General features: G+C 57.4%; 14 protein-coding genes. All 14 read right to left on the reverse strand.

Annotation, left to right across the window (positions count from 1 at the left end; all coding sequences use genetic code 11):
• Window positions 1-382: 382 nt before the first annotated feature.
• The 14 genes from pyrF to DTL42_RS18310 all read right to left on the reverse strand — a co-directional run bounded on the left by pyrF (window position 383) and on the right by DTL42_RS18310 (window position 13,059).
• Window positions 383-1,309 (reverse strand): orotidine-5'-phosphate decarboxylase, encoded by a 927-nt coding sequence (pyrF, locus tag DTL42_RS18240; protein WP_114370631.1) that lies wholly within the window; start codon window positions 1,307-1,309, stop codon window positions 383-385.
• A gap of 215 nt (window positions 1,310-1,524) precedes the next feature.
• Entirely contained in the window at window positions 1,525-1,941 is a 417-nt protein-coding gene (locus DTL42_RS18245) for a type II toxin-antitoxin system HicB family antitoxin (protein ID WP_114370632.1), read from the reverse strand.
• Window positions 1,942-1,943: 2 nt separating this feature from the next.
• Window positions 1,944-2,237 carry a type II toxin-antitoxin system HicA family toxin gene (locus tag DTL42_RS18250; RefSeq protein ID WP_199590171.1) on the reverse strand — a complete coding sequence of 98 codons (294 nt, stop codon included), beginning with the start codon at window positions 2,235-2,237 and terminating at the stop codon, window positions 1,944-1,946.
• A gap of 90 nt (window positions 2,238-2,327) precedes the next feature.
• Window positions 2,328-2,522 carry a hypothetical protein gene (locus DTL42_RS18255; RefSeq protein ID WP_114370633.1) on the reverse strand — a complete coding sequence of 65 codons (195 nt, stop codon included), beginning with the start codon at window positions 2,520-2,522 and terminating at the stop codon, window positions 2,328-2,330.
• Window positions 2,523-2,863: 341 nt separating this feature from the next.
• Window positions 2,864-3,568, reverse strand: a complete 705-nt coding sequence (locus DTL42_RS18260) for a glycosyltransferase family 32 protein (protein ID WP_114370634.1) — start codon at window positions 3,566-3,568, stop codon at window positions 2,864-2,866.
• Window positions 3,568-4,749 (reverse strand): hypothetical protein, encoded by a 1,182-nt coding sequence (locus tag DTL42_RS18265; protein ID WP_114370635.1) that lies wholly within the window; start codon window positions 4,747-4,749, stop codon window positions 3,568-3,570. The genes DTL42_RS18260 and DTL42_RS18265 overlap by 1 nt, the downstream gene beginning before the upstream one ends.
• Window positions 4,746-6,401, reverse strand: a complete 1,656-nt coding sequence (locus DTL42_RS18270) for a hypothetical protein (RefSeq protein ID WP_114370636.1) — start codon at window positions 6,399-6,401, stop codon at window positions 4,746-4,748. Before DTL42_RS18270 ends, DTL42_RS18265 begins: the two co-directional genes overlap by 4 nt.
• 34 nt (window positions 6,402-6,435) lie before the next feature.
• Complete coding sequence (locus tag DTL42_RS18275) at window positions 6,436-8,991, reverse strand: hypothetical protein (protein ID WP_114370638.1); 2,556 nt, start codon at window positions 8,989-8,991, stop codon at window positions 6,436-6,438.
• 57 nt (window positions 8,992-9,048) lie between these two features.
• A complete protein-coding gene (locus tag DTL42_RS18280) occupies window positions 9,049-9,774 on the reverse strand; it encodes a hypothetical protein (protein WP_114370639.1) in 726 nt (241 codons plus the stop codon).
• A 485-nt stretch (window positions 9,775-10,259) separates the two neighbouring features.
• The gene (locus DTL42_RS18290) at window positions 10,260-10,817 is read right to left on the reverse strand and encodes a hypothetical protein (RefSeq protein WP_114370643.1); all 558 of its coding nucleotides are present in this window, start codon (window positions 10,815-10,817) and stop codon (window positions 10,260-10,262) included.
• Window positions 10,818-10,820: 3 nt separating this feature from the next.
• Window positions 10,821-11,204, reverse strand: coding sequence for a hypothetical protein (locus DTL42_RS18295; protein ID WP_114370646.1), 384 nt, complete (start codon window positions 11,202-11,204; stop codon window positions 10,821-10,823).
• A 17-nt stretch (window positions 11,205-11,221) separates the two neighbouring features.
• Window positions 11,222-11,590 (reverse strand): hypothetical protein, encoded by a 369-nt coding sequence (locus DTL42_RS18300; protein ID WP_114370647.1) that lies wholly within the window; start codon window positions 11,588-11,590, stop codon window positions 11,222-11,224.
• 119 nt (window positions 11,591-11,709) lie between these two features.
• A complete protein-coding gene (locus DTL42_RS18305) occupies window positions 11,710-12,606 on the reverse strand; it encodes a phage tail tube protein (protein WP_114370649.1) in 897 nt (298 codons plus the stop codon).
• Window positions 12,607-12,618: 12 nt separating this feature from the next.
• Window positions 12,619-13,059 carry a hypothetical protein gene (locus DTL42_RS18310; protein WP_114370651.1) on the reverse strand — a complete coding sequence of 147 codons (441 nt, stop codon included), beginning with the start codon at window positions 13,057-13,059 and terminating at the stop codon, window positions 12,619-12,621.
• Window positions 13,060-13,067 lie beyond the last annotated feature (8 nt).

Raw genomic sequence — 13,067 nt, forward strand, 5'->3', positions numbered from 1 at the left:
TCGCCTGTAGGGTGCGTCTCGACGCACCAAGCCCTGCGAGAACGCCTTGGTTCATCATCGCGTGGCAACGCTTAAATAAGCAGCTATTCGAATTCTTGGAACTCAGTCGCGAACGTAGGAACGTGTTTTCCCCAAGCGGAAGAATACTCGCCCAATCGCACAAACCGGTGGAAGGAAGACCAGGGCCATTCGCTTACTTGAGCAAATAGGCCATGTTTTGAGGTCAAAATCGATCTTCGCTCGCAGGCTGATCGTTCCTGCGGATGAAATGGCTTCGTTTAGGCCTGGCTCGTTGCGTTTCCACGCCGAGAGGGTAAATCAAGCTTTTTTGGCAGGATCTGGTGCGTCAAGACGCACCCTACGTTGGATCGCTGATCTCTCACTAAGCTTTCAATTTACCGGCGGTGGTGTGTTGTTGCAGGTCGGCGATCATTTCCAGGGTGGCGTCTTCCACCGCGCGTTGCCACTGTTTGGGTTCGTACTTCGAGGCGTACGGTTCGCGGGAGTAGGCGAAGATGATCCCGCGCGAGTTGTTGACGATTGAGCCGATGCCGTTTTCGTTGAACCCGCCAGCGACGTCTTTCGCTCCGCCCCCTTGGCTGCCGTAGCCAGGCACCAGGAACCATGTGCTAGGCATCGCTGCGCGAAGCTCGGCGAGTTGATCGGGATAGGTCGCACCAACCACTGCCCCGACGGCACCGAAGCCGCAGTTGCCGAGCGTTTCCTGAGCGAGTCCTTCGACGTAAGCGCCGACGCGACGATAGATGGGCTGGCCATCGACGACCAAATCTTGCAGCATCTTGCCGCCAGGGTTCGACGTTTTCACCAAGCAAAACAGGCCAGCTTCGTTGGCGGTGGCCGTTTCGACAAACGGAGTCAAGCTGTCGTCGCCCAGGTAAGGGCTGATCGTTAAGCAATCGGCTTGCCACGGGCTGTGCGGGCCGAGCATTCCTTTGGCGTAGGCGGTTGCGGTCGAGCCGATGTCGTTTCGTTTGGCATCGAGAATGACCAGCAGACCTTTTTCGCGGGCGTACTGAATCACTTCGGCCAGGACGATCATGCCGGCAGGACCCAGTTCTTCAAAGAAGGCGGACTGCGGCTTCACGGCGGGTACGTGCTGGTAAACGGCGTCGATGACCTCGCGGCAGAAAACGAGATAAAGGCCAGCTTTCACTTTCGGATCGTGTGTCCCGCGATGATCGCCTAACAACGTTTGCGGCAGCGATTCAAACCGGGGATCTAAACCCACCACCACCGGGGCCGCCGTGCGTACAATCGCGTCGTGCAAACGATCCGAGAAATTAGCCATTTCCGCAGTACCTTTCGTTATCAAAAATCTCAACGACCTACGAAGGTAAACCGTTTGTCGCAAAAGGGAAAGATGCCTACCCCGGACTAGGCAGAACAGACGATCATATAGAGCAGAATCCCCCCAGGAACCCCTATCCCTTGTGCTTTTTAGGTTTATGAAATTTTGACAGAAGCTGGGGGGCGTGATGACGATCAGGCAGAAATCGTCCTGCTCTATTTCGCAACTTTGTTCTTCGCTGGTCGTGTTACTTGCTTGGCTGAAGAGGCTTTGCTGGCCTTCGATCGCTTGGTTGGGCGCTTGCTTTGGGTTTCCACTCCTTGGCGAACCAACGATTCGACCCAGGCGTTCAGGCTCATTTTTTCGATAGCTGCCTGGGCACTTGCAGCTCGGTGAAGATCAGGGGAAATACGTGTTACAAACTGGCCAGAAAAAGGTTTGTCTGGTTCTTTGCCATGATCAGCACAGAATTTTAAATATTCGTCCACCGAGTCGTGAAAGGCTTGCTTGGTTTCCTCGACCGATTCTCCTTGAAAGGTAATCACATCTTGGGTGTTAATCACTTGACCATGCAGCAAGCCCGCTTCTTCGTCGATTTCGACGCGACCCAGGTATCCCTTGTATTGAAACACGATTAATCCTCCTCGACGAAAGCGAAGTTACCGGCATTGTCTATGGTTACGATGTTAGCCGCCACAAGAAAACTTCGGACCGATTTGACCGCACCTTTGTCGGTTTCCTTCTCGGGATGAGGGCGATGGAAAATTGCCACCATATCATTCAGCAGCACGCCAATTCGTGAGCCAGCGCGTTCTTCGACAACGGCACCTACTGCAACGAACATCGACTCGATGTCGCGCCAAGCAATGTTCGACCGAACCGGTTCCGCAAATATTGCCTCAAGCGTACGCCGGTGCTTTTTATTCATAACGATGATACCATTAAGTGATACTGATGGCAAGCAAGTCTTGAGGCAATTGTCTGATTCCGATTCGTAAATGGCCTGTTGCTACTCAGTTTATGGGCATCCACATACGATTGCCCGTGCGTGGGGATATTTGGCTTTCTTTTTGGGGCGATTGAACCCTTTGGCGTAGTTCCGCGCGATTCGTTGCGAGACACCATGGAGGGTGACGGTGGCATGTTCCTGGCTCCCCTTCCCTGCGACGACAATTACCATCCAACGATCTTTCTGCTCTTCTAAACCGATCATCCCCGTTTGATCCTCACATGCGGCTTGCTTAGCGTGGCTTGTTTCTGTGGAAGCGCGCAGCGAGAGCCTGGGGACGCACACCGTAGCCAGGAACTCGCTGCGATTTAAAGGCCGATTAGGCCCGAAAAACAAAGCGTGATCCCCGGTATCACGCGACCGGCCGACCGCCAGATCGGAGTTGGAAAGGTTTGCGTTTGAGATAAGAAGTAGTATATCAAACTGGTGTACATGCGCCCACTAAAAACTACGGATTGTAGCAACCAATTGGGCGGCCCCCCAGACCGACACGGTTGGTCTGCGCTTGCCCCGCGACGAGGCCGATGATTCCATGGATTTACCGGTCAGAGCCAGCGGAAACTTAGATTGTGGTGCGCGATCACTTCGCTCGTTTCGACATCAACCACGAGCCCTCCCATGGCCTGGTTATAGCTGTGATGCAGGCGGGCTTGGGGGGCGAAGTTGCGTAAGGCGCGGGTCCAAAGCTTGGGGCCGGTTTCGTTTAAAACGTCGTTGGCGGCGATGGTGCCTGGTGAAAGGGCTGCCAGGCGTTTGAGCACCACTTCCAGCAGGGGATGCTTCGCCGGCGCGGCGAAGATCCCGTTGGCCAGGCTCTGCGCGCGGCGGTCGCTTTCGGTGGAAAGCACAAGCGGTAAGCTGGCCAGGTAATCGATACTCTTTAGCCACCGCACGTCGGTGTCGCTGTACCAACCGCCCAACTGATGCACGATTTCAACCCGGGCAACATCGGCCGCCGCAGCCAACGGGCGTAAGTTACGGCAAAGTTGACCGGTGATGGGCAAAGCGAACACATCGTCGTCGCGCCACACACGCACTTCCCATTGGGGATGAAACTGACGGAACGTTTCGACGTACATGGCATCGCGCAGGGGGAGGTCAGCCGCGCCAAGCCACACAAAGTGCATTCGCTTCGCAATGCGATCCGAAGGTTGGGGCGATGGTACCGCGCCTTCAGGCTGCGGCAAACAGCCCGAAGGGCGCGCGTGAAAAACCTTGGCGGCGTAGTTCTTTTCGTGGTGCGTTGTCACTAGGCTCGCCCCCGGACATTGTTGCGGGTGGTGAAGCTGGGCGTTCCGGGCAGCAAGGTGAGCGTGCCACTGAAGTTCTCGATTTGAATTTGATAGCTCGTTGGATTGAAAAAGAAGAACGTGTCGCCGGCGAAGATATCGAGCACGGTCGAGCCAGAGATGGTAAACCAATGACGGGCTACTTCTTGGGGCGTTCGCGCAGTGATATATCCGTCGACCTCGTCGTGGTAAAGGTTCGTATCGGCTGGCTGCACGCCCAAGGTTGCGGTAAGCAGTTGATGCCGCCCGTTGAAGTTAGGGTAGGTGCTTCCTTCCTGCAGCACGTCGAGCGCCGCTTCGATTTGCGGGCGATCTAGCGTCTTGTCGAGCGCTTCGCCGTAACGTCCGGTCCGCGCGATCAAACCCAACGTGTAAGCGCCGGCGATGGGGGCATCGGGGGAACGTATCGTCGCACTGAAGTTCAGCAGGTAATGCCCTTGCGTCGGAATACGGAAGAAACCAGCGAGGCGATCTGTTTGTGCTTGCGAATCGGAATAAGTAATCCGATCGGCCGCGCCGAACCATTCGCATTGCGGTCCCAGCGAGGTGCCAAACGGAACAATCGATTTTGGCCCAACCACCTCGGCTCCACTTCCCATTCGAAATACGAGCCCCGCAGGAACGTGGTCTTGATAGGCTGGGGCGATCCAGGCAACTTTGTGTTCGTAGTTGGGGCGGTTGGGATCGCGGAAGGTGGTTTCGGGGCAACCATGAAAGCTAATCAGGCGATAGCCACCGCTGCCAGGGACGAGGCCAAACGAGGCGTCGCGGTTGTAGATATCGAACAAATCGATCGCCAGATAAGCGTTCCAACTTGGGGGCGAGTCAGACGGATAGCTGACCAACGCTTGCATCGGGCCATCTTGCGTGCAGTTGCCAAAGCTGCCAGGGAGAACCGCTTGCGGGCCGTTCACGTAAAACAACGCCGCATCTTGCCCACCAACAAAGGCCGCACGAGGCCGACCCAATCGCAAGACCGGTTCGCGCAGCTGGGCTCCTTCGATGGCATCGTACGCATCGTCATTCGGCGGCTCGCCGATCTGAGGGCCAACAATGGCAAACGGCGGAATCGTTTCTTGATCGGAGTTACGAAACGAGACCCACCGCTGACGATAGCGGGGTGGCGTGGGGAAGCTAGTCATCGCGTCACTCCTGAAGCTTGTTCGTGCGTGGCTTGTTTACGCAGGCTGTATTGCAGCTTTTCAAACAGGCGGCGTTCTTCGTAACTGATATCGAGGGCCGGGTCGTCGAAATTGACACTGGCATCGGTCCGCGAAGCGATTTGGCCTTGCGTGTTGATGCTCCAACTCACTTGGCGAATCGCTCCATCCGGCTCAATTGGTTGCAGACCTACGTACGAAGCCCCACCAATTTCGTGCGGACGCAGCGAAGCCAACGCTTGATCGAGATAGTAGTTGGCTTGCCGCGCGACCTCTTTTTCGTTGCTGAGCACCTTTTTCTTTTCGTGCTGGGTGAAGACTTCCAGTGCAATGTCGTTGCGATGAATGGTCAGAGGCGGCATCGTGCGCGTCTTCCGCCCGCGCAGGGTCGACCAATGTTGCAAATCACGCTGGCGAGGTCGCCGCCAATGCACGGCCAGGCGAATCCGCAGATCGGCTGGTTGCGGTTGGTAGGTGGCGGCACCCGGCTTCCACTGAAAGACCGGCTCAGCGAAATGAACGATGCCGCGCTGGCGGTCGAGCGTGAAGTGACGCGTGTAAAGATCTTGCGGTTGCTGGTTCAGATTCGGTTCGACTTTCGTTTGCCGACGTGGTTTGGCATAGTCGGTATCACCACGATCGAACTGGCCGTAAACCCATGCTGGTCGCCGCTGTTGGCTGCCATCGGGCATCGTTTCGCTTTCGACCTGGGTGGCTAACAACGGCAGCAGTTCGTCTAAGTGGTGCAGTTGGTTCTCGCGTTGTTTCGGCACGCCAGGCAAGTATTTTGGCGGTTTCACGCGGTACATCCGCCAAACGCTCTTCTTCGCCAAATCGCGGTACTTCGCTGCGACCCCTAAACAGTCTGGCAGCGCGATCGAATGCCAGCCAGCGCTGGGGCGATAACGCAATTCATCGAGAGGACGAATTTCTCCATCGACATCTTCCCCCACCGCTTCCAGCTCGGCATCGATTTGGTAACGCGTCGGCCCTGCGAAGAACTCGATCCCCAGCGATAGCTCTGGCGGATCGTAGCCAACGTGCCCCGCCATCAGCCAGGCGTTCTGCGGTAGCGATTTGCCCCGCCCGATAGGTTCGACGGCGACCTTGCCGCCAGTCTTCAGTACCACCACGCAGCCAACCGTGTCAGCGATTTGGGCGAGGGCTTGCGCTGGGTTGGCGATATCCCAATCGACGTAGGGACGCGCCAAATTGGGCACGTGGGAAAGATCAGGGCGATCGATTCCCATGGCAGCGAAGCAAAGCGAAAGAAGCTCGCGGGGTGTTTTTTCGGTACTAGGGACCAGCGAAGAACCATCCGCCCGCCGCACGTTCCATTGACCAGAGATTTGCCCGAAGCGTTGCCAACGCCAACGTTGGTCTAAAATATCGATCCGCGCTAGCGTTCGCCCGTTGGCTTGTCGCTCGAACCGAGGCCGATCGACCAGGCAATCTGGCAATTGAAACGAGACGCCGGTGGTTGGGTCGGAAAACTGGGCCGTCCCACTTTGCTGCGGGTTGATGGTCTCGGCCAAAGCGACCACCTGAATCCGACCAGGGCTGATTCCATGACTCAGCGTGTACTGCACGCTAAGGTAGTCGTCGATGCCGGGAAAGGAAAATCGGGGCTGCATGGTTGGTTCTCTTTCTATTGCTTGTCGCGTTGCACTAAGACCGGGCGATGGTGAAGTTCGTGCCCAGTTCCGGCAAGCGGGTGGTCGATTCATAGGCGATCGAAAGCGACGCGGCCGTATGGTGCGGGTCTTCGATGGTGGCGTTATCGCCTCGGCAGGTCACCGTGTTCGTAATCGTTTTCGCCCGCAAGTCTCCGACCAACGACAACCGCCCGTCGCCGCTAACCACTGTGTTGCCTGCCAGGGTGCCGGTAGTGCGATAGAAGAGAACGCCTCCTGCGATGTCGAGTTGCTCGACGCCGTCGGTCCCCAACAGAAAGACTTCGCCGGCAGTGACAAGCAGCGAAGAAATCGCGCTGCCAGAAAGTCCCTCGGCGGTAATCCGGCCACCATGAATTACGACATCGCCTAACGTGACGTTCTCGCCCAGAAAGAGTTCGACATCGCTGGCCGGGTCGTCTTCGTACCCGACCGATAGTTCGCCAAACTGAGCCGATTCGCCCGATTGTGGGGCGATGCTAACGACACCTTGATAGACGAACAGCTTGTTGTTGGCGTGTGTTCCTTGCAAGCTGACAGCGTATTGACCCGTTGCCGCTGGCGTGGCCGTGCTGAACACGGTGATGTTGCTGGCCACACTGCCGAGATTCAAACGTATCCGCGCACTACCGCTTCCCTCCCCTGCTCCGATCCGCACTTCATTGGCGCCAATGTTCAGCGAACGGGGGCGGTATTCGATGTAGGGAGAATTGCCGTCGCGGTTTTCGCTGGCAAGTCCGATGGTACCGGTGTAACTGGCCCGAATGTCGAGCAGAGCGAGCGTGAGCGAAGATTGGTTGAGGGCGTATTTCACTGGGTTTGCGGTTTGTTCCAAGACGACCGTATCGCCGTTCCCGGGTACGCTGCCGCCGCTCCAGTTGTCGGCGTTATCCCAGTGGAAAGGGCCGGTCGGCGAGATGAGCGAAGTGATGGTGATCGTTTGCGTTGATGTGCCGGTCAGGTTGTCTCCGTTCGCGCTGACGGAACTCACGTTCGTGGCGGCTTGGCTGCCGGTGAACTCAATCGTCCAAGGTCCGCCAGGGTTGCCGCTGACCTGGATATCGCCATTGGCCAAATGCGAAAGGGCTGCAAGCGCTGCCGCAACGGTGGCCGAGGTCGCATCGTAAGCGAGATCGCTGGTCGTGTGGCCAGCATGCGAAAGGGTAAACGTGCCACCGCTGACTTCTTCGCCCAGGGTGATTAACACCTGCTCGTTACGGGGCTCGATAGCGGCTTGCGTGATCGAAACCGCCAGCTGGCCGCCAGCTAGGTTCACACCACTGCCCGTTAGCAGGGCCAGGTCTTGCGAACCGAGGTTCTGGATGAACTCGATCAGCCACCCACTAACGCTGCCAGCGGTGACCACGACGTCGCCGCTCGATACATTCGCTAACGCTTCGAGTTCCGCTTGCACTGTGCTTGCTGAGGCATCGAACGCGATGTTGCTGGTGGTTTGCCCTTGAAACGTCAGCGTAAACGTGCCGCCGGTGGGGCTGCCTGGCAAGGTGACAAGCTGCTTTTCGTTGCGTAGGTTGCCACCGGTATCGGTCACGTTGAGCGGGATGAGGGCATTGTTGGTTACCCAGCCCAGGTCGAGATCAATATTCGCTTGGCCAGCCAAAATGCCGAGGCACTCGAACGAGATCGTGTAGTCGATATCGTACGCGCTCGATTCAGAATTGTCGGCGATCGTCACGGCGATGCTGGCATTCCCTACGCCCAAAGCCGCGCCGATGGCGTTCTTCCACATGCTCGGTTCACCATAGAAATAATTGGTGGTTTCCGTGCGGATGTTGCCGTAAGGATCGGTGCCGGTGATTTGAACGCCACTCGAAAAGTCGAAGGAACTGTTGTACTGCACGACGAAGTTGCCTGCGTAGTTCGAGCCTGACTGGCCGGCTTGAATTTGTGTGACGCTGACCGCTTGCCCGGTGAGACTCGCACCGTTGCCGCTAAGTGGTGGCTGCGTGGTTTGTCCGAGGGTTGCGGTGAACTCAACCACCCACGGACCTGCCGCGTCGCCGGTGACAAGGATGTTTCCACTGCCGATGTTGGTTAACGCTATGAGCGCGGATTCGACTTCTGCTGCGGTGGCGTCGAAGTCGAGGGGCGTGGTGGTTTGGCCGGACCAACTTAGCGTGAAGGTGCCGCCGCTGATTCCGGCTGGCAGCGAGATGCGCTGCTTCATGTTGCGCCCAGGCTGGCCGTTTTGTAGCAGTTCGACCTCAACCGATCCTTGCCCGCCGTTGGAAGTGCTGCCACTGATCGTAAATGGCGTGCCGTCCGCGCGGCCGGTTAGTTTGAGGGAACTGGCCTGGTGCAGGTCGGCAGGCACAAACGTTGCCGTCGGAAACTCTGGCAGCGAAGCCGCAGAAATCGCAGCGGACAGCCCGCTGTAAACGTGTTCGGCGGAAGCGGTCGTCGCGGTGAACGAGACCGCTTTACGGTTAATTGTGAGGGTGAAGCTGTCGCCGATCTCGACTTCGTCGACGGTAACTTGATCGACCTGGGCAATACCTTGGGCATCGCCGCGCCAGACGCAAAGAGACATGATGAAACGTACCTACCAAGGGAATATATCGATGAATGGAAATGAACGCAGAGAATGTCAGAACGTGGCGACGTTGGGCGAGCCTGACAAGGGAAGTGCCGACTCGAATTCGTACTGCCACGTGATGCGATAATGGTGATGGGCCGTGCCGACACGCTGGGGCGAAGTGCGGCTGATCACTGGCTCGCGAATCAAGTTGGCATAACCAAACAACGGCCCCGGCACAGGCGGATAGTTGGCATAACCGATCGCGCTGCCCGACTGTGCCGCGCGAAAGGTAGTGTTGGCCCGCAGTTGTTGCCGGACCGGGAAGCCGAAAGCCGTTTCAATATGCGAAAACAACGGCCCTCCTCCCGAAAGACGCAAGGTATCTTCGAACGAAATCAGCGCCGTCTGCGGATCGGCCAAGGGAACTTCAGCTTGAATTTGCAGGCGAAACGTACGCATCGTCGCATATTGAGCCCCGCCCCCTTCCGGAAAACTGGGGCCACTAACAACCCACGTTCCGCCACGCGTCTCGGCCGACCGCAGCGTATGCTGCGAGTCGCTTTGGCCGTCGGAGCGAAGTAAGACAAGATCTTGGTTTTGCTTGGCATACGCCGACTTCAACGCGGCGATCTTGCCATCGAGATCGGCTTGACCGTTGCCCAGCAGTTTGCCTTGAATGTCCCACGTCACGTTGTGGGCGACAGGGATGCCAGATTCGGCTAAGATCGGCTGACGCGTGATGGCGATTTGTGGCTCGCCGAGTGGATGGGTATAATCGCCCCACTTCAAATACATGGCAAGACTCCTGGAAAGTAGTTTGGCTGCCGCACTGCGATCAGTGTGATGCGCGAGGTTTCTGACTCGTAGGTTGGGATAAACGAATGACGGAGGAAAACCCGTTCGCTTCGCCGAAGGTGGATGTTTCTGCGGATAAGAACGCGCTTCCGAGGCCTCCCTCGTTTCTGTTTCTCTAGTTGCAGAGTGCCTTTCGTGCAATTCGTGCATTTGTTGGCGTGTTGCTGTTTCTTGGTTTTCTGGTTTTGATAGGGTTTGGGGCTCTGGAAGAGGTAGCGACTTCCGATAATCTCGAATCGATCGTTATGGGCGTGGTTAGCGCATTGTTAATGTTGTCCGTGGGCATTTATTTCTGGGTCGCCCAACCGCAAAATCGGTGAGCCTTATCCGCCTGCATGGCCTTCTCTGCTTCGCATGCTCACGAAGACGTGAGGCATGGCACAAGATTATGTTTGTGGTGTGTATTTGGTTTCGGGTTCTATTTCTTATCCGCCAACGGTTGTGCCGGGGCCGGCTAGGTGGGCTCGGCGGGTTGGTTGTTGGTTGATTTGCTGGGCGATGCGTTCCAGCAGTTCGGCTTCGCGCTGATCGAGCTGGGCAACTAAGTAGTCGCCGGCTCGTTGGGCTAGCGCGTCGATGTTGTCTTCGACTTGAATCTTCAGTTCACGCTCGACGCGGACGTTCGTTTCAACCAATTGCTGCAAGGTCGAGGAAATGTCGGACGGGTACGATGGGCTGGTCGGCGGCCTGGCGATCGCTGGCGGCAACGGATTGAAAAGGGAAGATGCCGCTGAACCGATTGGCGATTGACCCGCCGCAGAAGAAGAAACGCCTGGCGGGGTAGCCGTGTTCGGCTGAACTGGCGGGCTACGGGCAATTTCAACGGCGGAAGGTGAAGGCTCGGTTTCTTGTTCCGAGTTTTCCGGCAGCATGGCGGCCAACGCTTGATGCCGCGTTTGCGAGAACAAGGCAGCGTTTTGACGTGGCGCATCGGCTTGCCGGGCGATGTCGAGGGCCGTGCGTGGTTGATCGTTCGTAGGCATGGCTTAGTCGTTTCGTGTGTTGAAGGTGGGCTGCTGACGGGCGAGGTCGATTGCAGCGTGAAGTTGGTCGAGTTCAGCGAAATTACGGGCCAGGAGCAGGTCGTGTTTCAAGTGAGCGGGGATCGCGTGGCCAAATGTGGCTCGGGCGCGGAGCCAAAGCTGATAGGTTTGCTCGTTCTTACGGCTTAGTTTCAGCCGCCGAGCTTGTTCTGGGTTTTGTTTGGGGCATGAAGCACACGGCGTGGGGACGCCAGGGGGACGGGCCATGGCCACTTCGGTTCGCGAAGGACCAACACGCACGGTTTGTGTGTGTCCTGTTTGCAAATCGACAATCCACTTCGCGCAGTCGTTGCAGTCGAGCGAAGCCGCCGCAGGGTGCAGCACCAACAGGGCTACACCCTCGATCAGTTTTTTGCGTCGGCCAGTTCGTCGAACGTTTCCAGCGGTTGGCCAGAAGGAAGCGGATCAGAGGGCTCGTGCCCGGCGACAATCAGATAAATGCGGTCGAGCAGCTTCGGGCGTAATCGCCGCACATTGGCCGGCTTCAGTTCACGCGGCAGATTCCAGCTAAGCACTTGCTGGCAAATCGCGGCGACCATGACCTGGGTGGCCTCGTCGTTGGCCGCGGCTCGTAACATCTCGGCAATCCGTTGCCGCTGTTCATATAGCATCGGGCGAAATTGAAACGAGACCGCGCCATGCAGGCCAGCACTGGCTTGGATGTGGCCTGATTGGGTGTAACCGTCGTCGATGAAGTAAAGTGAATCGTGCATGGTAGTGCGCCCTGAAAGGCGAGTTTGAAGTTTTCCGTTTGTAGCGTGGCGTCTTGACGCACCAAGCCCTGCCTCACGGCAATTCATCGATCGCCGCGGCGCAAGGAACGAGAGACGCGTTAATTGGTATTCGTGAAGCGAATGGGTGGTAAGTTGTTGGCGGTGTCGGCGTAGGCGGCCAGGGTGATTTCAGGGCGGAGCGATTGTTTGCCGCGAATATCGACCGGGGTTTCTGGTTTTTGTAAACGCCCGAAGTCGATCGTTAAGCGATCGTTGCCGTTGTCGTATTTGAGTTGTGCTGCGCTGACCCCGGCAGCGTCGATCTCGCGCAGCTTGGCATGAAAGTTGGCGTCGTGATGGGTATTGAATGCCAGCGTGAGTTCTGGCTCGCCAGGCGGAATGGTGGTGCGCGTTTGGCTGTTGTTGTAATGATTGGTTTCCAACTGCTGGTCGATGGTCAGCACCAAGTCGTTCAGTGGGATGGGGGTGCCATCGAAGATCCAGGTGGCCTGGTGGTGAACGTAGGGCAACTTGGCGGAAAGGGTTCCGGCGATGCTGGGGAAAGTGCCAGCGGCGGCGAGGTTGTCTTTGGTTCGTCCTTCGAGTTGTAGTTCCAACGAAAGTGGCTGGCCCTGGGCACTACGAAAGATGGCACGCGAAACTTTGAGGCCGCGGTACGTTTCGACATACAACTGCTTGTCGATCGTCGCGACCAGCTCCGGTAAGCTCTCGGCCAGGTCGAACTTGTCGGCGGCCTCTGCCCCGCCCAAGATATACGGCAGCAGGAAATCGAGATCGTCGGGGCGTGGCAAAAGCAGGAGGCTGCCATCTACGGCGTAGGTGCCGGGCTGGGTGGCGTCGCCGCTGGGGCTGCGCTGGCCACGGATGCCTTGCGCGCGGACAAGTTGTTGCCGCTTGTTCAGGCTGCACGATTGAAACTCGAACTGCCGGGTGGCAAGGTTCGTGGCGTGTTGCGGCCCCAGGCCAAGCTGGGTGGCGTAACCCATGGTTACCATTGGTCGTTTTCCTTATTCCAAGACCCAGCAACGAATGATGAGGGTCGAAGCGTCGTATTGTTTCGCCCACGCCCCCGGCACAATGGCCTCGGTCGATTCAACCGTGCAGCGATAACAGCCGCTGGAAGCAAGGGGCGATTGATGATGAAAGTGGCGGCGTACCGCTTCCCGCCAAGCCAGAAGGCTCGAAAGCTGTGATTGGCCTAACTGTGAGTTCGCTTTCTGCAACATCGTGAACGAAAATCCATAACCGATGTCGCTCGATTGATTGGTGCCGGCGTCTCCTTCTTGCTCGTCGGCGGGGCATAGAAAGGCACCGCTAAGAAGTCGGTGGTCGCTGAAGTTGGCGGGGAAAGATTGCAGGCGAATCGTTTCGTCGGTTAGCCCGGGGAGGTCTAGCCCGACAATCTGCTGCTTCAGCGCCTGCCACAAGGTTTCGTACTTGGCGGTCATCGAGGTAC

The organism is Bremerella cremea, assembly GCF_003335505.1.
GTDB classification, from domain to species: Bacteria; Planctomycetota; Planctomycetia; order Pirellulales; family Pirellulaceae; genus Bremerella; species Bremerella cremea_A.

Bases quoted from the DNA above. Each gene is read 5' to 3' on its own strand.
- pyrF (WP_114370631.1), bottom strand. From the start codon at position 1,309: ATGGCTAATTTCTCGGATCGTTTGCACGACGCGATTGTACGCACGGCG.
- DTL42_RS18250 (WP_199590171.1), bottom strand. From the start codon at position 2,237: ATGAATAAAAAGCACCGGCGTACGCTTGAGGCAATATTTGCGGAACCG.
- DTL42_RS18255 (WP_114370633.1), bottom strand. From the start codon at position 2,522: ATGATCGGTTTAGAAGAGCAGAAAGATCGTTGGATGGTAATTGTCGTC.
- DTL42_RS18265 (WP_114370635.1), bottom strand. From the start codon at position 4,749: ATGACTAGCTTCCCCACGCCACCCCGCTATCGTCAGCGGTGGGTCTCG.
- DTL42_RS18270 (WP_114370636.1), bottom strand. From the start codon at position 6,401: ATGCAGCCCCGATTTTCCTTTCCCGGCATCGACGACTACCTTAGCGTG.
- DTL42_RS18275 (WP_114370638.1), bottom strand. From the start codon at position 8,991: ATGTCTCTTTGCGTCTGGCGCGGCGATGCCCAAGGTATTGCCCAGGTC.
- DTL42_RS18280 (WP_114370639.1), bottom strand. From the start codon at position 9,774: ATGTATTTGAAGTGGGGCGATTATACCCATCCACTCGGCGAGCCACAA.
- DTL42_RS18290 (WP_114370643.1), bottom strand. From the start codon at position 10,817: ATGCCTACGAACGATCAACCACGCACGGCCCTCGACATCGCCCGGCAA.
- DTL42_RS18300 (WP_114370647.1), bottom strand. From the start codon at position 11,590: ATGCACGATTCACTTTACTTCATCGACGACGGTTACACCCAATCAGGC.
- DTL42_RS18305 (WP_114370649.1), bottom strand. From the start codon at position 12,606: ATGGTAACCATGGGTTACGCCACCCAGCTTGGCCTGGGGCCGCAACAC.
- DTL42_RS18310 (WP_114370651.1), bottom strand. From the start codon at position 13,059: ATGACCGCCAAGTACGAAACCTTGTGGCAGGCGCTGAAGCAGCAGATT.